Source organism: Paenibacillus sp. IHBB 3054, assembly GCF_051594305.1.
Lineage (GTDB): Bacteria > Bacillota > Bacilli > Paenibacillales > Paenibacillaceae > Paenibacillus_AQ.
The window spans coordinates 26,524-45,876 of the sequence record NZ_JBOFBG010000038.1 but is presented as its reverse complement, the minus strand read 5'-3'; the positions used below and the strand labels follow the sequence as shown (position 1 = coordinate 45,876).

General features: G+C 47.2%; 26 protein-coding genes. 1 reads left to right on the top strand and 25 read right to left on the bottom strand.

Annotated features, from left to right (window positions below; translation table 11 throughout):
* Positions 1–11: 11 nt before the first annotated feature.
* The 18 genes from ACQ76X_RS28450 to ACQ76X_RS28365 all read right to left on the bottom strand — a co-directional run bounded on the left by ACQ76X_RS28450 (position 12) and on the right by ACQ76X_RS28365 (position 15,580).
* Positions 12–2,702, bottom strand: coding sequence for a hypothetical protein (locus ACQ76X_RS28450; RefSeq protein WP_438497173.1), 2,691 nt, complete (start codon positions 2,700–2,702; stop codon positions 12–14).
* A gap of 60 nt (positions 2,703–2,762) precedes the next feature.
* Entirely contained in the window at positions 2,763–3,158 is a 396-nt protein-coding gene (locus ACQ76X_RS28445; protein WP_438497171.1) for a hypothetical protein, read from the bottom strand.
* A gap of 214 nt (positions 3,159–3,372) precedes the next feature.
* Complete coding sequence (locus ACQ76X_RS28440) at positions 3,373–3,795, bottom strand: phage tail assembly chaperone (protein WP_438497169.1); 423 nt, start codon at positions 3,793–3,795, stop codon at positions 3,373–3,375.
* Between the two features lie 26 nt (positions 3,796–3,821).
* Positions 3,822–4,283 (bottom strand): phage tail tube protein, encoded by a 462-nt coding sequence (locus ACQ76X_RS28435; RefSeq protein ID WP_438491020.1) that lies wholly within the window; start codon positions 4,281–4,283, stop codon positions 3,822–3,824.
* A 1-nt stretch (position 4,284) separates the two neighbouring features.
* Complete coding sequence (locus ACQ76X_RS28430) at positions 4,285–5,601, bottom strand: phage tail sheath family protein (protein WP_438497168.1); 1,317 nt, start codon at positions 5,599–5,601, stop codon at positions 4,285–4,287.
* Positions 5,602–5,604: 3 nt separating this feature from the next.
* Positions 5,605–5,823 carry a hypothetical protein gene (locus ACQ76X_RS28425; protein ID WP_438497167.1) on the bottom strand — a complete coding sequence of 73 codons (219 nt, stop codon included), beginning with the start codon at positions 5,821–5,823 and terminating at the stop codon, positions 5,605–5,607.
* Positions 5,820–6,242, bottom strand: a complete 423-nt coding sequence (locus tag ACQ76X_RS28420) for a phage tail terminator family protein (protein ID WP_438497166.1) — start codon at positions 6,240–6,242, stop codon at positions 5,820–5,822. The genes ACQ76X_RS28425 and ACQ76X_RS28420 overlap by 4 nt, the downstream gene beginning before the upstream one ends.
* A gap of 2 nt (positions 6,243–6,244) precedes the next feature.
* Positions 6,245–6,652 (bottom strand): HK97 gp10 family phage protein, encoded by a 408-nt coding sequence (locus ACQ76X_RS28415; RefSeq protein WP_438497164.1) that lies wholly within the window; start codon positions 6,650–6,652, stop codon positions 6,245–6,247.
* A complete protein-coding gene (locus ACQ76X_RS28410; protein WP_438497163.1) occupies positions 6,649–7,020 on the bottom strand; it encodes an ABC transporter ATP-binding protein in 372 nt (123 codons plus the stop codon). The genes ACQ76X_RS28415 and ACQ76X_RS28410 overlap by 4 nt, the downstream gene beginning before the upstream one ends.
* Before the next feature lie 2 nt (positions 7,021–7,022).
* The gene (locus ACQ76X_RS28405; protein ID WP_438497162.1) at positions 7,023–7,397 is read right to left on the bottom strand and encodes a hypothetical protein; all 375 of its coding nucleotides are present in this window, start codon (positions 7,395–7,397) and stop codon (positions 7,023–7,025) included.
* Positions 7,375–7,689, bottom strand: a complete 315-nt coding sequence (locus ACQ76X_RS28400) for a hypothetical protein (RefSeq protein ID WP_438497161.1) — start codon at positions 7,687–7,689, stop codon at positions 7,375–7,377. Before ACQ76X_RS28400 ends, ACQ76X_RS28405 begins: the two co-directional genes overlap by 23 nt.
* A gap of 45 nt (positions 7,690–7,734) precedes the next feature.
* Complete coding sequence (locus ACQ76X_RS28395) at positions 7,735–8,778, bottom strand: major capsid protein (RefSeq protein WP_438497159.1); 1,044 nt, start codon at positions 8,776–8,778, stop codon at positions 7,735–7,737.
* Between the two features lie 23 nt (positions 8,779–8,801).
* Positions 8,802–9,173, bottom strand: a complete 372-nt coding sequence (locus ACQ76X_RS28390) for a hypothetical protein (protein WP_438497158.1) — start codon at positions 9,171–9,173, stop codon at positions 8,802–8,804.
* Positions 9,174–9,192: 19 nt separating this feature from the next.
* Entirely contained in the window at positions 9,193–9,831 is a 639-nt protein-coding gene (locus ACQ76X_RS28385; protein WP_438497157.1) for a phage scaffolding protein, read from the bottom strand.
* Positions 9,832–10,092: 261 nt separating this feature from the next.
* Positions 10,093–11,898 (bottom strand): minor capsid protein, encoded by a 1,806-nt coding sequence (locus tag ACQ76X_RS28380; RefSeq protein ID WP_438497156.1) that lies wholly within the window; start codon positions 11,896–11,898, stop codon positions 10,093–10,095.
* Positions 11,895–13,397 (bottom strand): phage portal protein, encoded by a 1,503-nt coding sequence (locus tag ACQ76X_RS28375; protein ID WP_438497155.1) that lies wholly within the window; start codon positions 13,395–13,397, stop codon positions 11,895–11,897. Before ACQ76X_RS28375 ends, ACQ76X_RS28380 begins: the two co-directional genes overlap by 4 nt.
* A 19-nt stretch (positions 13,398–13,416) precedes the next feature.
* Positions 13,417–14,661 carry a PBSX family phage terminase large subunit gene (locus tag ACQ76X_RS28370; RefSeq protein ID WP_438497153.1) on the bottom strand — a complete coding sequence of 415 codons (1,245 nt, stop codon included), beginning with the start codon at positions 14,659–14,661 and terminating at the stop codon, positions 13,417–13,419.
* Complete coding sequence (locus ACQ76X_RS28365; RefSeq protein WP_438497152.1) at positions 14,654–15,580, bottom strand: terminase small subunit; 927 nt, start codon at positions 15,578–15,580, stop codon at positions 14,654–14,656. The genes ACQ76X_RS28370 and ACQ76X_RS28365 overlap by 8 nt, the downstream gene beginning before the upstream one ends.
* A gap of 86 nt (positions 15,581–15,666) precedes the next feature.
* Here ACQ76X_RS28365 and ACQ76X_RS28360 point away from each other — a divergent pair, with 86 nt between their 5' ends.
* Entirely contained in the window at positions 15,667–16,188 is a 522-nt protein-coding gene (locus ACQ76X_RS28360; protein ID WP_438497151.1) for a hypothetical protein, read from the top strand.
* A 149-nt stretch (positions 16,189–16,337) separates the two neighbouring features.
* Here the strand turns inward: ACQ76X_RS28360 and ACQ76X_RS28355 are convergent, their stop codons facing one another.
* From ACQ76X_RS28355 to ACQ76X_RS28325, 7 genes are all read right to left on the bottom strand, one after another.
* Positions 16,338–16,565, bottom strand: coding sequence for a hypothetical protein (locus ACQ76X_RS28355; RefSeq protein WP_438497149.1), 228 nt, complete (start codon positions 16,563–16,565; stop codon positions 16,338–16,340).
* Between the two features lie 180 nt (positions 16,566–16,745).
* On the bottom strand, positions 16,746–17,141 hold the full coding sequence (locus ACQ76X_RS28350; protein ID WP_438497148.1) for a hypothetical protein: 396 nt from the start codon (positions 17,139–17,141) through the stop codon (positions 16,746–16,748).
* A gap of 288 nt (positions 17,142–17,429) precedes the next feature.
* Positions 17,430–17,651, bottom strand: a complete 222-nt coding sequence (locus ACQ76X_RS28345) for a hypothetical protein (protein WP_438497147.1) — start codon at positions 17,649–17,651, stop codon at positions 17,430–17,432.
* Between the two features lie 232 nt (positions 17,652–17,883).
* Positions 17,884–18,453 (bottom strand): sigma factor-like helix-turn-helix DNA-binding protein, encoded by a 570-nt coding sequence (locus ACQ76X_RS28340; RefSeq protein WP_438497146.1) that lies wholly within the window; start codon positions 18,451–18,453, stop codon positions 17,884–17,886.
* A gap of 53 nt (positions 18,454–18,506) precedes the next feature.
* Positions 18,507–18,734, bottom strand: a complete 228-nt coding sequence (locus tag ACQ76X_RS28335; protein ID WP_438497145.1) for a hypothetical protein — start codon at positions 18,732–18,734, stop codon at positions 18,507–18,509.
* The gene (locus tag ACQ76X_RS28330; RefSeq protein WP_438497143.1) at positions 18,731–18,928 is read right to left on the bottom strand and encodes a hypothetical protein; all 198 of its coding nucleotides are present in this window, start codon (positions 18,926–18,928) and stop codon (positions 18,731–18,733) included. Before ACQ76X_RS28330 ends, ACQ76X_RS28335 begins: the two co-directional genes overlap by 4 nt.
* A complete protein-coding gene (locus ACQ76X_RS28325; protein WP_438497142.1) occupies positions 18,925–19,347 on the bottom strand; it encodes a hypothetical protein in 423 nt (140 codons plus the stop codon). Before ACQ76X_RS28325 ends, ACQ76X_RS28330 begins: the two co-directional genes overlap by 4 nt.
* Between the last annotated feature and the right edge of the window lie 6 nt (positions 19,348–19,353).

Here is a 19,353-nt window from a genome sequence, read left to right as displayed (position 1 = left end):
ATCCCCTCCCTTTAATTAAGTAATCCTTTGGCAGTGCTGGCGATATCCTCATTGAGTTTCTTCGTAATTTTTGTGACTATGGAATCGACATTCGCCTGATTTGTCACAGGTCCTGTTTTAACTTGGATGGTAGGTGTCAGCGTGACAAAGTTCTGGATGTTCTTCATCTCCGCGACATCACGCATAATTTTTATGTCATCTTTGCTGATATCAATCGGCTTTTCCACCTTGCCGACCTTATCGACTTTTGCAATTTTGCCTTTCTTGTCGTCAGGTACTGATGGTGTTCGGGCAGCATCGGCTCGTTTATTCCAGTCGTCAAAGTTGTAAGGCTTACCAGCACCTGATTTAGCGGCGGCTTCTTCTGCCTTGGCTTTCTTCTCTGCGGCAGCTCGTTTATCGTTCCGGTCCTGCAGGAATTTTTGCACATCTGCTTCTCGATCAGCAGCTTTGGAGGCCAGGGCCGATTCTTTGGCAGCTAGTGAAGCATCTCTACCTTGACGGGCAGCTTCTTCCTTAGCTGCTTCTCCTGCGGCAAATTCGACGTGTCCAATTACATCTAAAGAGACACCGGGAATTTCTTTAAGTTTTTTAATCAAACTATTGATACGGTCAATTGCTCCGTTTGCCAAGTCCTCCAGTATTTGAAGCGAAGCCACTTTGGCATAACTGAACGCATCAGCTATCCCGTAGCCTACCCGCATGAAAAACAACGGAATCTGATCGAAAAAGCCGAGAATCGAATTCCAAGCCCGCATCATCCCTGCAGCAAACTGGTCATTCGTTTGCCACAACCGATAGTAGTAGACAATCAGACCGATGATCAGCGTAGCAATGAGGACGAAAGGATTAGCATTCATGACCGCGTTGACAATCGCTTGTCCGATGGCTACCAGCTTCAAGGCCGCATACAGTGACAGGACTGCCGCACCTACTCCGGAAATAATCGGCTCGATCCAGGACCAATTCTCCGAGAAGTAAGTATAAACACTCGTAATCCAGTCCAGTAATTTCATGACGCCCTGCACCACATTGTCCAGACCCAAACTCAGCGCATCGAAAAATGGTTGGAACTTACCTGCTTGAAATGCGGCGTTGAGCTGAGTAATCAGCGGTGTTAAGGATTGCATTGCTGCTCCGCCCGCGTCTGCGAACATCGAACGGACATTATTGCCCAGTGTCTCCATTTGTTTTGCGGGGCTGGCCATCATTTGGTCAAAGGCGGCCTGACCCATTTTCTGCTTTTCGAGAAGTTTGTCAAAAGCTTTAATAAAGCCGTCCATATCCCCTGCCTTGCCTAGCTCGTCAATTTTGAAGCCGCGGATATCCGATTTCGACATGTTGAACCGTTCCGCCAGAGAAACGATATCACCACTCATTGCCTCTTTAAGAGCAAAGGCCGCTCCCTCAATACCGTTTCCAGCCGAGTCAAATGCATTCATCCGGAGTGCAAAATTATTCAACTTTTCCAGTTGATCGGTATTCTGGGTTGTAGAGAAGAATGAAAGTGTGCTTTGCAGCGACTTATTGACATCCTGCCCTGCTTTCAAGGCATCTGCCTTAAACTTCTCAAACATGGCCGTACCGATCTCAGCATCTCCTGTACGGGCGATAAACATATCCACCATCTTTTGCTGCTCCATAGCCCCGCCGATCGTTGCCTCTCCAAGAGCTTTAATTCCCATGGCACCGCCAAACCCTGCAATCATTCCTCCCAAGCCAAGTCCTCCACCGCCTCCGCCGTGACCTCCGGGAGCACCACGACCGCCGCCTCCGCTTCCGCCGCCCCGACTACCTAACATGCGGTTTACCAATTGCCGCAGCCGGTCCACTGTTGTAATCAAGGTCCGCAACAAGGAATCTAGTGTAGCCGGCAACGTCAAGTTAAGTCTTGCCGTAATGGTGCCGATTCTCGCTTCAATCTGCGAACGTAACAGCGTGGCCTGATGCAGTGCATGGGCCGTGTCCAACGTGACACTGATTCGAATCGTTGCAGTATGGCTGCCCATGCTGTGGATCAGTGATTGCAATTGTCCCCTTACGGCAGCAGCCTCTGGCAGTTCCACTTTCACTTCAGCCGTGATCGTTCCGATCCGGGTCATGAGTTGAACTCCAAGCAAAGACGCTGCACGTAGAGCCTCTCCGGCGTTCAGGGTAGCTTCAATTTGAATAGGTGGAATAGCTGCCCGAAGCGCTACCAGTTGAGCGGATATATCGGGAATTTCGATCCTCAATGCGGCTTCTATAGTGCCCAGCCCTCGTTTGATCTCTTCTCTGGCTGCGGAAGCCGATCGCACAGCCTCAGCCGTATCCAGTGCCACGGAAAGTTGAACTGCTGGCAAAGAAGATTGTATAGTCGCCAGTTGCGCCGCAAAGTCAGAGGACGCCAATCGGACCTCCAGTATTGACGAACCGAATTCAGAGCCGATCTGCTGCCGAACGGTCCGGAGTTGCTGAAGCACCTGCTCCGAGTTAACTGACAACTGAATGGCATTGCCTGCGCCAAGCGCTGCAATCAGCTCCTTGATCCGCTCCAACTCTGTCACGGCATTGCCTACGCCGATCTGCAACATCACCGCCATCTGCATTTGAGTACGCAGCCGTTCCATAATGGCAATCGTGGCATTCATAGCCTTATCCACAGTGGCTAGCCGCTGAGTAAAATCCTCATACAGTTTAATACTGGCTTCAAGGGTTGACATAGGTTCCTCCTTTCTTGGCACGAAAAAGGCACCCCGGTATGGGATGCCTCTTTGCTTGTATTATTTTACGCTGTTGAAAATTTCTTCGGCTTTTTCGTTGTTGGTTTCTAGCACAAAGTTACCTTTGACCGGCCAGTCTTCCATTATCGAATCATACTTTTCTACAGCCTTTTTAGCCTTGGCATTTGATTCGTATTCATATATCTTGACCGTTTTGTTTCCTATGTTAAAAATAACTCCGTCCTTTGCATCGATCATCTCATACATTGGCTTTTTCTCTTTATCGACTCCTTTTTCTACTCCAGAATCCACATCGTGATTTATATCTTCCCCAGAGTTATTAAAGGCTTCAATAAATTTATCCATTGAGAGATTATCAGCTTCTTTGGACGATGAACAACTGGCAAAGACTAGCATCAGACAGACAATAAATAGACCACTCCAAAACTTTTTCATGTCAACCCCCATAGGTAATATTTACAAATAAATATACCAAAGGGAGGCTGACGGGTCTATTATTATTTGTTTTTTTCCTTATCGATCCGTACCGATATCATGGCATAAATCCCAGCCCGTTCCCGAGGACTCATCGCCATAAGATCATGTGGCAAAATGTGCAGTTCATGGAGGGCGTAGTAAGATAGGTTCGCCTCAGAATCGCCCTCCTTGATTAGTTTTTTACTTCGTCTGCCAATTCGTTGATATCCTGATCGTAGCCGTTGAGCGCCTGTACACGCTCGACTAGCACGGTAAACTCACCAGGAAGCAGCATCTTACGGATCAGAGCCTCAGCTCCCCGCACCCCATAGGATTTCTGAAGCTCCGCATCCTTGAGATTCGGATACACAACCGATGCCCCTACCATTTTGGCCAGATAATCGTTGGAATCAAACTCAGGAGTATATACCCCGTTGCGGCCCTTTACCTTCTTGGTGGATGCCTTCCGCAGTTCTAGGTTCGCGTCCTCTGTGATGCTCGACAGCTTCCACGGAATTGCCTTGCCATCCTTATCCTTAAACCGCTTAGACACCACAAATTCCTCTGTCGCCTCAACCGCTGCTGACTGTGCAAAGAACGCTGAAAATTCACTCATTGTATGTTATCCTCCTGAAATTTAGTTTAGTTAGCTGGTGCGTTAAACATTTGACCAATGTCGATGTCTTCATATGTGAAATCCACATCTTCTTCCAGGGCTTCCGATTCTGTATCTAGGGAAGCCATGACCACGCTGTCTAGGTTGACACCCAGTAGAGTTACTGTTTGTGAACCGATTGATGACCCCGGATCTTCATTAACTACCGTAATATCAAAGTTGGTATCCCTACCGGTTTTGATATAATCGATCATCAGCTTTCGAAAAAGGCTTGTCACATAGTAAATTGTCATATTACCAGTGCCAGACCATCCCGTAGTTTTATGCTGTGTGCCGCGACGACCGAGAGTTTTCACTTCAGCCTTATTTTTTTCAGCTTTTGCTTCTATTGTTTTGATATAGAACATCTCTTCAACTTGACCGTTAATCGTAGCATATGCCCGGCCCTCTTGACCGCTGATTGTATCTCCGGCTTTCAAAAATTCCATCTTATTTCACCTGCACTTTCATGTAAACTTTTTCGATAGAGTCAACCGGCTGAATGTTGGCTTCGACATAGATGGCGTCCGAATCCACTCCCGGCAGCACCGTGATATCTGTCTGAGCATCGAAATTCTGGATTGCACCAATACTCTGCAGATTATCCGCATATACTACGAGCTCTTTCCGGAATAGCGCTCGGCCGTCTACGTTATTGTTGACCTTGCCAATGTAAGAGGACTCGAAAATCCGCTTCGTATCGTTAGCAAATCCATCCAGGACCCGGATAACCCGGTTCTTGTGGAAGGATTTATTTTTCTTAGGCGTATAGCTCAAAAACGTATTAATATCCTGTTCTACCACAGCCCGGTTATTTGACGGAGTGAAGAGAAATTCACCGGCAGTTAAGGCCGCTTCGATCTGTGCATTGGTGTACCTTGGTGCCACATCCACCGCATCGTCATAAGCCGCATAGGTCAGAGACTCATTCATCTCTGCTCCGGCCGTCGCTCCCGCTACCCACGCCGTTGCCTGGACTGGTGTCAGCGTTGTTCCATCAGAGAGCACTACGCCATTTTTCACGCTGATTATGCCCTCATTGTCAGCCGTAGGGTAGTTTTCCAGAACGGCTTGTACCTTCTTCCCCTCACTATCCCGTAGCCGGCGGATGAAGGCTGCGTATACCGCCTTGAGGGCATTGTCCGTAGAAGGTAAAGCCACTGTCTGAAAGTCATACAGCTCCAGCGCGGCAAGATAAGCAGTATGGTCCGCATTGGTCACAGTACCGTCCGCACCGCCAATCAGTGGTGCACCAGCAGAAGCAGTAAGCGCCCCTGTACCGCTCCATACAATCCAGTCATTTGCTTTTAGCCCTGCAATATTGGCTACAACTTGGCTATCCACCACTGCATTATCTAGCAGCGTCTTAACATCGAATTTGGCGCTGTCGTCAATATTCGTCTGGACAACCACTTTCAGGGCATTACCCCGCAGGCCACCATGTTTGGCCGTGGCCGTCAATGCGCCCGCCGTGACCGCTGCCTTTGTTCCCTCATTAAGTTTGTACAGCAGCACAGTCCGGGCCCGCTTCAGCGCTTCCCGTACCAGCAGTAGCTCCGGGGCTGTCAAATCATATCCAAGCCGAGTCAGTGTGTCTTCTCCCGCTACAATTGGTGTAATTACCTTTGCTGCGCCCCAGGGCAGAGACAGCGCCAAACTGGTAATGCCCCGGCTACCCGCAGCACCCAGCGTTCCACCGGATGATTCCACGTTAATATAGACGCCCGCTCTGACTTTATTTTGTAAGGTCCAAGTACCTCCAGCCATAATCTACTCAGCCTCCTTGTTCTTAAAATCATCAATCACTTGCTGCACTTCGTCAGCAGTGTACAGCTTATCCTGATCCAGCAGGGCAGCCAGCACGTCCTTATCTTGATAGGAGTACTTAGCTGACCCTAAGAATTGCTCTTTGGTATACGAAGTCACAGAAGCCTCTACGGCTGGCACACTATCTGTGCTTGTTGCCGCTTTTGAATTTTGCTCTTTCACTTCAGACCGCCTCCTTGTGTCATACTCTGCATTTTGATATCCGGATCCTTTGTCCGGATTACATGATAGTTGTACTGAACGAAGAAATGCAGAACTCCGTCCACGATTTCATGCCGCATACCGGTACCACGATAACCACCCTCAAGGCCCCTCACATACTCAATTTCTGAGTAAAGCCGCTCAGCCATGAGCTCACATTCCTCCCGGGGAGCAGCAGCGTCTTTGTGCGGGAAGTAATGAACATCGAATGAATTGAACCTCCGGTACCTCCGGCTAATCTCCCGGTTCTGGCTGGACTCCATGAGCAGCACAAAAAAGCACGGCTGCTGCATGCCCTGCTCCACGGCTTCGTCATATACCGGTAGCTCCGGAGTAAATAACGAAAGCTTTTTTATGAGTGCATTCTTGATATCCTGCATGCTCACCGCCCCATGTGCTTCTCCATGTATTTTTTCAGCTTGCGTTCCAAGATCCCCGGCAGCTCCCTCTCAAGCTCTTGCTCAGATAAAGTCAGCATAAATTTACCGTTAACCCAGCCAGTGCGGAGTCGGGTGACGTGGCCGAATTCCACATATAGCGCGTACTCCACGTTATTCGTGATCTCAACATGAACACCGCCACCCGGTAGCTTTACCACCTGACCGATCTGCCAGCCACGCCGCAAGTCTCCAGTCAGTACAGGAGTCCGCGCTATGGTCTTTGCCAGCAGCCGCCCGGCTAACTCCCGGATGCAGTCCTCCATGAATGCCGGGAACTCCTTCTGCATCCGTTGCAGGTTCTTCTGAAGCTTCTTCACATCGCTGAAGTCAAACTTCCCGAGCCCGCTCATGCGTTCAGGATCTCTTTCAGTTTGATTTCCTGATGGGTCGCATATCGGAACGCCTTGCCGGCTTGTTCTCCCTCGAATACCATGCCGTTCTGCAGGACCTTGATTCGGCTGCCGGGCTTGATGAATACATCCGGGGAGATAAACAGCTTGGCATCATAATTCACCTGGTTCACTGTCACCGTCTGCGTTGCTGCCGGCAGGGAGGATTGGGACAATGCACAAGGCTCTTGATCCAGCACCACAACCGGCTGCTGCCGTGTTTTACCCGATACTGGGTCTTTGACATCCTTCTTTTCCGTCACGGTTGCGAGCCCTTCATAGGTGCTCTCAATGGCCGCCCGCTCCGCAGGGACATTACCGAATTGCATCGTTACCACCTCAATCTGCGGAACGCCTGCAACTGGGCCGCATAGTTCCGCACAAATGCGGCACCGCTGCCGACAACAACCGTTGCCTTGGCAGATCCGAACGCTGTAGTAACATCCCCACGCTTGATGCTGGTGACGGCCGGTGCTGTCTGTTCGAACTCGGTGGGATACTTGGTCCGGTAATAATCTTCCGCTATCTGCAGCAGCACATTATCCAATGCTTCAGGGATGGCTGTAATATTGCAGTAGGTTTTTATCTCCTGGACAATGGTCTCCAGTACAAAGAGCAACTTAACGTCCCTGATGGTATCTTCAATGGGAATTGACAGTAGAACTTTCAGCAGCGGTAAATATTTAAGATGCTCCACCATTGGCATTGGATTCACCTGCTTTCAGAATTACCGCAAGTACATCCTCCTTCTTGGTCGCATCGCCTAAATCAATAGCGTGCTCGAAGGCGTATCCTTTGAGTTCTTCCAGTTTCATCTTATCCAAAGGTTTGTCCTCCTCCTCGAATTCCGGTACATCATCACGGCGGATCACTCCATCCTTGATGAGCGATTCCACTTCATCCGGGAGGATCAATATTTTCTCTCCGGCTCTGTAGAATTTCCGATTGTACTTCGCTCCAGTAGCCAGCGCAATCTCGATTCTCTTTTCCTCAGACACTCTCATCACCCTTTCAAAATAAATAGGAGAGGCATCAGCCCCTCCTTAAACAACCTTAGCAATAAAGATATTATCAATTGTTTCAAACGAAGGAAGAGTAATCGCAGATACGATTGTTTCTACGTTGACCGGATGAGGCTGCTTGATTGTCGTGATAGCCACACCAGTATTTACGATGCTGACTTCTGCGCTGGTTGCACCGCTCATGAGATCGGCTTCTTCAGGAGTGGTACCAAACCACGTTTTACCCAAAGCCCCATCTGGAATAAGTGTGAAGTAATCATCGGGGTAGTATTGATGCGAGCTGCCGTCTTGCAGTGCATACTTTTTATTGTAAACAGCAATCGTAATGCCCAATTTCGTCTCCAAGTACTGACGCATGAGTGCATCCGTCATGATTATGTTTTGGCCGCCGAGGGGATTCATATCCAGGCGAATTTTCTCATTAGCAAGAATGTTGTTCCATGTTTTACGTGAAGTGATCGCCTTTGCTGGACGCACACCTTGCTCATCCTCAATGGTATCCTGCATTTCTTTGATATCAGCAACAATGTTAGCAGCAGGATTATCCCATTTGTCCGTGCCCGTCATTGTAGTTTTATGACCGACTTTCATTTTGTAGTCATAATCGTAATCGAGGCGATTAGCAGTAATACGGATTTTTCCGGAGGAGAGCAACTGCATACGCATGCGTTCTGCATTGACCTCAGCACCGCTAACCAATGCAGTTCTATCATCAAAAATCTGTTCGATCAGGCCTTTGATATATTCGCTATTATTGGTCTCAAGCAATTTGAGCAATTCTTGACGATCCTTTTCCTTGAGAATCATAGCCTCGCGGAAGAATGGCATCTCAGTTTCTACTTTACCGAAACCGATACGATCCCGTAGCGTTGCCTTTGCATCAAATTCCGAAGGCATCAGTGCGACAGGCAAACCACCGGCTCCTTTAATCCAACCCAGATCAAGTCCGAGCTTCTTTTTAGATGGAAAAAGCGTCGCTCCCAAATAAGGTATTGCATTAGAGGGCTGGGCAGCATAATAGGCTGCAATCTCAGGAGCTCTTACCAAATCTTGAATATTAGGCATAGTTAATTTTCACCTTCCCTTTCTTAGTCGATAAATGCGATCTGCTTCAACGCTGTAAGTTCTTCAGCAGTCGGTGCAGTCGGGATTTTATTTTTATTGATGAAAGCATGAATCAGCATCGCACCTGGAGCCGGTCCGCCAGTGACGTCCGTGTCATTAAGCAAGACACCTTCCGCATTGGATACTCCCGTGGTGGTGGTCGCTTTTACAGCCAGTACTGTATCATCAGCCAGTACCCCTCCGCCAAGGATTCGTCCTGCGGGAACAATCTTTTTTCCATCAGCGTTAGCAGTAACACCGGCATCGCTCACTGTTACTGCAATCGCAACATAATGATCAGGGAATTTCAGAATTTCTTTCTTATTCCCGTAAGTTGTTTCGACAAATTTACTCATCTCTATTTATCCTCCGTTCTTATTTGAAATAGCTATCCCGGGCAGCATCCAGACCTTCATTACCTTTTGCAGACTCAGCCAATTGCTTACCGAAACTACCGACCTTCTCATCAGACTTATCATCCTTGGACTGATCCTTGCCATCCACTAGAGAGGTTCCTTTAAACTTGAAACCTCCGCCGGGCTTATCCTCGGTTTTAAACAAATAGGCATCAGATGTTTGTAGAGCCTTTATCTGTTCATCCAAACCGACCACCTTACCATCATCACCGATTACTAGCTTCTCCTTGTTGATCAGGCCAGTGACGTGTGTCTCGTTATGCACCTTACCATTCAAAGCAGCCGTGATAGCGTTATTGAGCTTCTCTTTCATAAGATCGGCCTCATACTCTGCCTTTGCGGTCTTGTTAGCGTCCTGCAGCTTCGTGATTTCGGCCTTCAGCGTCTCGTTATCGCCGGCAGACTTTTTCAAGTCCTCCAGTTGCCCTGATACTGTATCCCGGTCTTTCTCGGCCTGCTTCTTTGCCTCTGAAATATCGTTATACTGGTTCTTAGGCACAAAGTGTAGCGGCAGTGTCTTTCGAACCTCCGCGTCGATCTTTTCGACCTCAGTATCCTCGATGCCCAACTTCTTCAACAACTCTTTTAGCCATTCCATCTATAATCAGCCTCCAATGATTTTTATAGCTGCTCTCCAGCTAAGGATTAGGCCGTGATGCTCCGGCCAACGAGCAAATAGGCCACGGTAGTCTCAACCGTGGCCCAATATAAAAAGCACCCTCGCATATTGGAGAGTGCTTTTTATGATTGATCTTTGTTTTTATCCTTCAGATGATCGGGCAACGGTGGAAGTTGCTTCATCAAGTGATCAACAAATTCATCGCCGGTCTTACTAAAATCCGGACTCAGTGGAACGTCATCATATTCGCGGATCGGTTTTTGTTGCCGTGAAGTCTTCTTCATATACCCACCCCATTTTCTTTGTGAGTCTTAGCAGCACCTGGTAATCAAAGTACTCAGCTTGTGCTGTTTTTGACATTGTAACATACTTCTTATCCTTTTGTAACAAGGTCTCTACCTCTAAGAATATTGATCGAAGTACGCTACGAAGCGCCACGCCATCAGCGCTGGATTCCGTAGCACTAACAAAGCTTATTCCTCCGTTATGCCCGACGGCAATCACTGCTTGAAGTGAGAGGTAATCCGCCAAATTCGTGGAGTCCATTATATTCACTCGTGTGCCGCGTGGATGGTTATGGGTCAAGATAACAGATCGCGGCGGAGCTGCCCGGAGTTTCCGATCTACTTCCGGAGTGAATTCTACCTTATTAACAGAACCTGATAGGCGGGCAATTTCTTCGCCGGTTGTCTTATCTAACATCACAACGATTTCTTTAGCTTGCTTGTATCCGCTTCGGGCAACCTCGCGATTCACATCTGCTACTTTCTCCAGAACATCATCCGTCAGATCAGGAAGGGCTGCGAAATAGCTGGCACGCGGATTATATTTCCGGTTTACTACACCCCGCCGCGGCTCCTCAACTCCGGTTTCGAAATCATCCATTGTAGGCAAGGACATGGATTGTTGTTGCGGTATCGGCACTTCCTTTGTCGGGACTCCAGGAATATCAATGGTAGGCAGCGGTGTTTCCGGCGCCTTCTTGGCCGGAGTCTCTACGGTAACCGGTTCAGCGGCTTCTGGAGCGTATTTCTCGGCCCAGTCGTTGTAATTGATATCCTCCGGCACCTTGTAGGTCTTGCCGTCATCGTCCCGGGCTACCCGCTCCTTGATATTGTCATCATAGTGCGGAATAGTGGTTGAACGGCAGTATACATGCATAGGTGGAAAGTTAACACCTGGTTGAGCATCGGATACGTCAAACACCTTACCGTCAAGGTCCCTGCAGGTAATCGATGTCCGTTTATCCAGTGTGGCAGTATAGCGATATTGCTCTACTCCCAATTCCTTAAACCCGGCGAGGCTGGCCTGACCAGCGAAATAAGCTGACTCCGTAAGGATCAGTCTTTCGGCATTCCTAGCAGATACTCCTAGCCGATCCTGCAACTGCTGAACCATCTGTTTAGAGGTATCCCCTCGAATAAGCCCTTGAGTAAAGATATTCCGCAATTCCCCATTCAGCCTTACACGATCAGTCCATATCCGGGAACTGAAATTGCTGCCATCCGGCGCCCAAGGTGCTGATAGGATGGCTTCCAGCTGCCGCTTATCGATCTTCGCAAAAGAAGCTCCGATGCCGATGCCCTTTTCCAACTCAAATATGCTGCGGTAGTAACCATCCTTATAGACGCTTCCCAGTAGCTCCGTGGTGCCTGTCAGGCGCTTTGCAGACAGTTCTTCGATATGTTGTTTCATCTGCAGCTGAATCGATTCTAGCCTGGTCACCCGCACCCTGATGCTGGCATTCTCCAGTTCCTTCATCCATCGCTGATCAATGGCATTCTCTTTACCTCGGGCAATGTAATCCTCAACGGTCCAGCGGAATTCCTTGAGCTCGCCTGCTTTGAGCACCTGCTTGGCAGCGGACAGGCTGACAATACCGTTATTTTCGGCAAACCGCTGATAGAAATTGTTTACATCGGTCTGGATGGATATCTGCGCCTTACGGTATTCCTTCTGCATGGCCTTCGTAAAGGGGACGCCCTTATTCAATAGCGACTCATTAAGCTGTTCCATCCGCTTGGACCAGTAGGCCTCTGATCTCATTCTTCATCAGCCCCGGTTTCGGAACCTGCTTTATCTCCTGGTAAGCCTCCATATTCCTCCGCACGATCCATGGCCGCTTTTTCCTCAGCCTCCATGCGCTTCAGTTCTTCCTTCACATCCGTCACCCATGGATGATTAGCCACAATGGTCTGCTGAGAGATCGTTCCAGTGCTGTTCTTCGCATCCGTAATAACTTGAGACTCATTAATGACGATATCCCGGTTGAACAGGAAATTAACTGTCTCCTCAGAAAAATCAGTGCCGCCAGTGTTCACAATATGAGTATTAACGAACCACAGCAGCTGCTCAAGCGCCGCCTGGAACTCATTTTCGATATCATTGGCATCCATGTCCAAATCAGCATAGAGGAACTTCAGTGCTTCTCCGCTTGGGGCTGTAGCAAATGAATCTGCTTGAGTATCCACTCCGCGGCCGAATTCGTATATATCGGACCGGGTCATTTCCATGTGGAGTTTATAAGCTTCAGTGTTGATATTGATATCCATGGTTTCGACATCTGAATTATCTTCACCAGTAACTTTTACTGCACGATAGATCATTAGATTGCGGCGGAACTCCCCAAGATTTGTACCATCATAGCCCTTGAGCTTAAATATACTGTTTGGCGTATCCTCTAAATTATTGCTGTTATCGGATTTATTGCTGTCGTAATCATCAACCAGTGATTTCAAGAGGCTGATCAGCGGCAGCTCGTCTTCGTTATACTTAAAGCACACAAAGGGAATTCGTTCCCAGTTTAATGCCTGGCCCTGTTCGCTCTCATCAATTACAGTGAAATGGCTGCTGATATCTCCCAGTTCTACATCTGGGATGAGCCCGCTTGTGCCGGCTGTAGATAGATGGCTGCCTGTGCCAATCACATAGCGGTTAACCCCTCCAGAATGCCAGAACTCCACTTTTTGAATGGTGGTTTTATTTTTACCCTGGTAAGCCTCAACCTCATACACTCGAATAAGCGCCTGCAGCTCTGTGTGGGCAGCGTCTTTCCATAGTGGGATGATCTCTTCAGACGGCAGCTTCTTAAACCGGAAATTTCCTTCTTCGTCATAGTAGATGTGCAGCCAGGCCCGACCTTTCTTGATAGCCTCTTTAAGTAGACTCTTAAGCAGTCGCTTGAATCCTTTATCGAAGATGCCTGTCAGCACCTCATCGTATTCCGTATTTTTCGTCTGGATGCTCATTTCCTTACTCAGTAGGTAGCCTGCCTTTTGATCTACAAGCTTCCGCAAGAATCCATGGACGATCTTATTGTTAGCGAGGTTTGTGGCCTCTACTAGAGCTCCACCCTCACCAATTGTCATCCTCTTGCGCTCCAGGATATCGCCCTTATTCCGGTAATACCGCTCGCCGATAATCATATCTTTACGTTCCTGTGAGCTCAGCCAGTCATCAATCTCCTGCTTGATGATCTGCTCGTCTGTCATGGCAGCAGCTGCGCCGGCTTCAATGATCCGGAATACTTCCTGTGTTGTACTCAAATAGTTTCCTCCTCTCCTGTTAGTCAAATGAGAATGCATCCGGCTTACGGATCTGTTCCATGGCATACCGCAGCGCATCCATGGCATGGTTAAAGTCATCGACAGGCTTTTTCGTAAACTTGCCGGCCTTATTCTGCTCCCATACATAGCTTGATAGCTCTATGCTGACATTCGGGCATTTGAATTTATGAACGATGATTTCATACTGCTGGATTGTCTGGATACCCACCTTGATACTGTCCCCGCCCTTTTCAGCAGCTCTGATTCTCCCGATCCCATACCCGCGAATTTCAGCTATGGACTTTGGTTCTGAAGTATCTGCAATGATCCGCTCTTTCGAGTAGCCTTTTTCCTTTAGCATGTCGGCGATATCATCATTCAGCATGCCGTGCTCATAGTGTTCATCGTAGATATACAGCTTCTTTTCCTCTTTGTTGACCAGAGCACATACAAGAGCGGTAGGGTCATTGGTGTAACCAAAGTCGAGCCCGAATACTGCCTTGTAGCCCTTCTGTTTGGCGATAACCCGGTAATCGAATTCCTCTTCCCGCCAATCTTCATATATAGCACCTTCAGCAATACCCCAGTCTCCGTCTCCCTCTACTCGGTGCCGCTTCGGCTTGTGCTTCTTCATCCACTCAAACAGTTTGCGGTCCTCATCACCCAGGAACTCATTGCAGCGGTACGTTGTAGTGTCCGTGAATGTATCCGGGTTCTCGGTATCGAAGAAGCGATGCTTCAACCAATGCTTTTCATTCCAGGGGTTAAACGTGATCGTGATCTGCTTATAGTAGCCTTCTGGCAGCAGCCCGCGAATGGACATGTCCACCTTATCGAAATCATCTTCATTCATGATCTGATAGGCTTCTTCGAACCATGCCCAGCACAAATATCCGGTGTCCACCGTAATAGAAGTGATTGACATCGGATCATCAAGGCCGCGGAATAGAATCTTCTGCCCTGTCGGCTTATATATGGCTTCCAGTGGTGACTTTTTGAACTGCCACTTGTTGGCTACTCCTAACCGGTTAGCTGCCCATTTAAGCTGCGCCCAGGTGGAGTCCTTATGAGTATTGAAGGTTTTACGAAGAACCAGAGTGTTAGCCAGCGGGTATTCCATCATCTTTGCAATGATAGATAACGCTGCTGTTACGCTCTTCTTGGAACCGCGGCCGCCCTTCACTACCCGATAACGGCCTTTGAAATGCCAGAATTTCGCGTATCCCTTCCCGATTGTCTCCTGCAGGCTGATAACCTTACTCATGGAGATCATCCTTTATGAATACGACCTCATCCTTGTTGCCATCGGTCATAGAAGACAACTCAATCTGCAATTTCTGAACACGCAGTTGAGTTTCTTCATCCATGTAATCTTTGTACTTTCCAAGCTGCTTCAGTGCTTCGATTTTGTTGTAGAGCTTTACACTGAATCCGTCCTTGCCTTCTTTCACCTCTGAAATGACACTTGTGTCTACGGCATCAGAATTGACCAGGTTTACGAAATTCTGAATTCCAGTCAATTGCTTTCCGTCTTCATCTAAAACCGGATCGCCCTTTTTAGTGTGAAGAGGAAACTCCCGACTTCCAAAATTAACGTAATCTCCGGTGTCCGCGAAGGCGATTTTCATCCACTCGGCAATGATCCGCTTGATGTCCAAACCCAGCTCGTCAGTGAATTGTTCCTTGGCCTGCTTGATAGCCGCCTGTATCTCAGGTTTCCTTAGGTTTTCCCATCCGATCGCATATGCCGTCTTTTTGGAGTAGCCTGCAGCAATGGCCGCTTGGGTTGCGTTGAAGGTTCGCAGATACTCAAGAACAAATATACGCTGTTTTGGGGTCAGTCCGCTTTCATCCGGTTCACCCGTATCCGCTTCATCAACCTGCGGCGGTGGCTGCTCACGAATCGGAGCGTTCCGCTTTTGATTGGAACGCTCCGATTGGTTTACGGAACGTTCCGTATTTATGTTGGGAACGTTCCGCTTCTTTTTCTTGGACTTCTCAGGCGGCTTCGATTCCTTCTCGCCGTTCAAGGTGGCTTCCCAGTTGTCTTTACTCTTCCAGCCTCGAACCGTTCCAGCCGGTACCCCAAGGCTAGCGGCAATTTCAACGATATCCCGCTTGCCGCCGCTGTCGAGCCATATTTGTTCAGCTTCCGCCCTCTTCGGGTCTCTTTTTTTTGCCACTACATGTCACCACCCCCGGAGATAAATTGTTAACAATTTACTTTTTTTGGCCGATAAAGTTCTTATAACAATAGGAGGCCATGATTGTGTCATACAAAAAGATAAATGAAATTGAAGCGTACTTAAGAAAACAAAAGGATAAAACTCCTAATGATATTAGATTTGCCAGAACTCACTTAATAATATTAAAAGACGAGATAGGCGAAGAAGAGATGATTAATACAAAGATTTATTATGAAGGTCAATTAGCCAGTTCTCCTTCTATTAGTAACCTCTTAGCTACACTTGCTATAGCAGTCTCTATTTTTGCTGGTTCATTAAGCATAATCAGTTCCTTTGGCGATGCTCAGGACACATATTTTCGTATTTTAGCTTTAATCTTATTAGGAATTTCCTTATGTCTGCTTCTAATAGTCAGCTCGCTAATAAAGAAAGTTACTGAAGCTTCAAAAAAATGTAATACATATACAATCATCATAAATCTCATTGATGAAGTATTAAAAGCGGATTCAGCAAAATCTAAAAGTAAATTATCACAGCATGTTATTGGAGAAACGATAGCTTCTGAATCATTTGAATCGCGCAAAAAAACGAGAACAATACATTAAGTCTAACCCGTCAGCACGCTGGGTGGCTTATGCCGCCCTACTATTCTCCGGCTTCATGCTCACAAACCCGGACGTCCGCCAGTATACACGCTGAAATCAGCTCACAAAAGGTCATCTAAGGCAAAAAAAAAAGCACCCGAAGGTGCTCGTTATGCGCTTTGGATTTCTTTAATTGCTGAAATGATATCTTCCTTCAAAGTAGGGTATTTCGTTTCAATCTTTGCGGGTATCGTAACCTCATTCACAATACTCAAGTTGATCCCATCCAAAAATTGTTCCTGCTCCAAGAATCCTTTTATGGAGAATCCCTGCCCGAAGTTCTCCATTTTATGAATATCCATAAAATCAACTTCAAGCACCTGGCCCTTTTGTTCCATATCGCCACCTCCTTTGAATCTTACTTCGACTCAAAGGAACATATTACCTTCTCAACCCATGTACCTTACTTCACCGTCACCTCTGCAGCTTTTGGGGTTTAGATTATGGGTATAACCAAAAGAGTCGCCATTTAGCGACCCTTCTGAAAAACACCTGCTTGGTTTTGATTTAGCGCTTATTTATGATGAAGTAACTCCTGTTATATCTACAACAAGGTCATCAAAATCTCCATCCTCAACAAAGTCGTCAAATCCTATCTTCACACCCTGCTCATGTTCCCTGACTTTACTTTGATGCCATTTCCCTTCAGGTATTGGAGTCGGATGAAATGCGAACCCAGCGATATAGTAAGTCGCAAAAATATCATTAAAACCATGCAAAACTAAATTGTCAAAATTAGCATTACTGAATCTTTCTGCGTACTTGAATTTTTCAGGACCATAGATACCAATAGCTTGATTTATATCTGCATTAATTGAAAATGAAAGCATTTTGTTCGTATTTGCAGGAACTTCAATTGCAATGTAACTTTCAGCATTTAATTCGTCTAAACTACTAGGTAAATTTTGAGCCATGCCTTCCACCCCTTTAGATTTAATGTATCGTAGTATGTGGAGTATGTATTTTTTTTATTCCTCGACCTTCGGTACGGTGACCGAACAATTAAATGATGCAGACAAGGGATAAGCTCACTTGCACGACAGTTCGATCTATGACCGGATGTTTACACGTGTATGTTGCCTCCAAATGCCTCATGATTGTCCAACAAGACCTGCTAGGATCGTCATATCTCATATAACTCTCTTCCTCCACTACATTTATAAGTAAAAAGCCGCCTATTGGCGACCTTTAAATTCATTTATTTAGATTAGTTGGCGCAATGCCTCTTCGCTTATCAATGCCCGTACATTACTTTCACTTATCACTAGCTCCGGTCCTCTGCGCACTGCGATGGTTATCAACACATTCATGACATCAACCATTCTATTGCCTGTAGAAATTGAATACTCGTTCGCCCTATCCTTAATCAGTTCATAATCATTACCAAAGAGGTCCATTGCTTTTCCAATTACTTCGGAGTCCATCTTTCTTTCCTCCCGGTATCATGTTGACTCTATAATAACATAATTGATGAGCTCAATTTACCGTGAGCTCATCGGCTGGCGTGTGACTCATCTTCACCCGATGCCATGCGCGGAAGCGCTGATACTCGTAAGAGTCTTGGTCTGTTCTTATACGCCATTAACTATAAGAGTCGAACCGTTTATAGGTTCCTCCTATATATAGTTGGCAAGTGTAAGGGATAAAAAGCGCATTTCAGCTACTTATCAGAAATAAACTCGTCTGGATAGGCTCTTTCAACTTCCGCTCCGCATTTTCAATGTACTCTTGAACGGATCCTCTCGATATCTGTAGCTCATCGGCGATTTGTTTCAAAGAGAGGCAGAGGCCATGCTTAAGGGTGAAGCACTGCTTCTCCCGCTGCGAGAGTACGGACATAGCATCATCAATCTGCTTTCGCTCTGAATCGGTCAGGGTAGTCGGACTGCCGCATGCTGCCGGCTGAGCGTATGATTGCATCCGCAATGGATCTACTGGGATAGTTAACTGGTCCATGGATAACCGATGAATTCCCCGGCGCGGTCCCGGATTATGCCCCAGCCGCAGCCAATCAATGGCAAGTTGAACATCGGATAACATACTATTCAGCTTTGATATGTGAGAATTAACAGCATCCAACTCTGTTTCGACCTCCGAATAATCTTCCTTGGCCTCTCTCATTTTGGCTACGAGGGTTTCCAGCTTATCTTTAATCACCTGCGCGGACCCTTTGCACTCATTCAGGATTTTTCGGGTATTGCGGTAACTCACTTCTATATCCTCCACAATGTATGCCCTCCCTAGTTGTGATATAATTTGTTGAGGATAAAAGATGCTACCTATTGCCCTGATGCTGAGTCAGGGCTTTTTTCTGTGCCGGTATCTACAACCGATGCCGCAAAGATAATGATGCTAAGGCTAAGAAATGGTGCTTTCATCTGCTGCGTCCGATATTTGACCCAAGTGGAGCCATGAGCCAGTACCTCAGCAGTTACACCAGTATCTAACCGGAATTGTCGCTGGCCGGCATTCAATGCGTCTCTTACCTCTTCAGTGCGCATGCTCATTCGACTGTACCTCTAATCACAAATGGTTTTTCTGCAGCCTTGCCGGTTGGGGGTGGATACTTCAAATCCAGTGCGTCCCGATCCTTCCGGGCGGTATAAATGCAGCGTGTCGGTTCATACCATCCCCATCTTCCCGGTGTTGCTGCCTTGCACATCTCCATATCCTTTTGCCAGTCCCTCGGTGTTTGTGTCATTGGGCTTCCTCCACTTCTTGAATCCATTTTTCTAAAGCAATAGTCTGATTCCACGAATCCTCAATCCAATCATCAGGGAATCCATCAGCTCGGAACATATCAGCTTCCGCTGCAACCGTATCAAACTGAGCCCAGTTTAAGAGTGGTTCATATTTCTTGGAGATATCGTGAGTAAATCCACATTCAGAGCACCATATCCACTCTTCGTTGTTGGTATATTCATAATCAGTAGAGTCAACTACCAGTTCATATTTACCGCACTTCGGACACCGTTCTGCTTTGTGGAATTGCTTATCTGCTTTGTCCAATGCAGCAAGTCTGCGGGCAGCATGTGCTTGATCAATGTTGCATCTTTTTGCATATTCGGCGGACCTCAACGCTGCCGTCGTGATTTGCTTTATCCGTCTAGCTTCACCCACGCTCTG

Bases quoted from the DNA above. Each gene is read 5' to 3' on its own strand.
- ACQ76X_RS28445 (WP_438497171.1), bottom strand. From the start codon at position 3,158: ATGAAAAAGTTTTGGAGTGGTCTATTTATTGTCTGTCTGATGCTAGTC.
- ACQ76X_RS28385 (WP_438497157.1), bottom strand. From the start codon at position 9,831: ATGGAATGGCTAAAAGAGTTGTTGAAGAAGTTGGGCATCGAGGATACT.
- ACQ76X_RS28415 (WP_438497164.1), bottom strand. From the start codon at position 6,652: ATGAGCGGGCTCGGGAAGTTTGACTTCAGCGATGTGAAGAAGCTTCAG.
- ACQ76X_RS28450 (WP_438497173.1), bottom strand. From the start codon at position 2,702: ATGTCAACCCTTGAAGCCAGTATTAAACTGTATGAGGATTTTACTCAG.
- ACQ76X_RS28410 (WP_438497163.1), bottom strand. From the start codon at position 7,020: ATGCAATTCGGTAATGTCCCTGCGGAGCGGGCGGCCATTGAGAGCACC.
- ACQ76X_RS28335 (WP_438497145.1), bottom strand. From the start codon at position 18,734: ATGAGCATGCGCACTGAAGAGGTAAGAGACGCATTGAATGCCGGCCAG.
- ACQ76X_RS28345 (WP_438497147.1), bottom strand. From the start codon at position 17,651: ATGGACTCCGAAGTAATTGGAAAAGCAATGGACCTCTTTGGTAATGAT.
- ACQ76X_RS28430 (WP_438497168.1), bottom strand. From the start codon at position 5,601: ATGGCTGGAGGTACTTGGACCTTACAAAATAAAGTCAGAGCGGGCGTC.
- ACQ76X_RS28330 (WP_438497143.1), bottom strand. From the start codon at position 18,928: ATGACACAAACACCGAGGGACTGGCAAAAGGATATGGAGATGTGCAAG.
- ACQ76X_RS28435 (WP_438491020.1), bottom strand. From the start codon at position 4,283: ATGGAATTTTTGAAAGCCGGAGATACAATCAGCGGTCAAGAGGGCCGG.
- ACQ76X_RS28440 (WP_438497169.1), bottom strand. From the start codon at position 3,795: ATGAGTGAATTTTCAGCGTTCTTTGCACAGTCAGCAGCGGTTGAGGCG.
- ACQ76X_RS28395 (WP_438497159.1), bottom strand. From the start codon at position 8,778: ATGCCTAATATTCAAGATTTGGTAAGAGCTCCTGAGATTGCAGCCTAT.
- ACQ76X_RS28390 (WP_438497158.1), bottom strand. From the start codon at position 9,173: ATGAGTAAATTTGTCGAAACAACTTACGGGAATAAGAAAGAAATTCTG.
- ACQ76X_RS28405 (WP_438497162.1), bottom strand. From the start codon at position 7,397: ATGCCAATGGTGGAGCATCTTAAATATTTACCGCTGCTGAAAGTTCTA.
- ACQ76X_RS28380 (WP_438497156.1), bottom strand. From the start codon at position 11,898: ATGAGATCAGAGGCCTACTGGTCCAAGCGGATGGAACAGCTTAATGAG.
- ACQ76X_RS28350 (WP_438497148.1), bottom strand. From the start codon at position 17,141: ATGGCTCAAAATTTACCTAGTAGTTTAGACGAATTAAATGCTGAAAGT.
- ACQ76X_RS28370 (WP_438497153.1), bottom strand. From the start codon at position 14,661: ATGAGTAAGGTTATCAGCCTGCAGGAGACAATCGGGAAGGGATACGCG.
- ACQ76X_RS28355 (WP_438497149.1), bottom strand. From the start codon at position 16,565: ATGGAACAAAAGGGCCAGGTGCTTGAAGTTGATTTTATGGATATTCAT.
- ACQ76X_RS28420 (WP_438497166.1), bottom strand. From the start codon at position 6,242: ATGCAGGATATCAAGAATGCACTCATAAAAAAGCTTTCGTTATTTACT.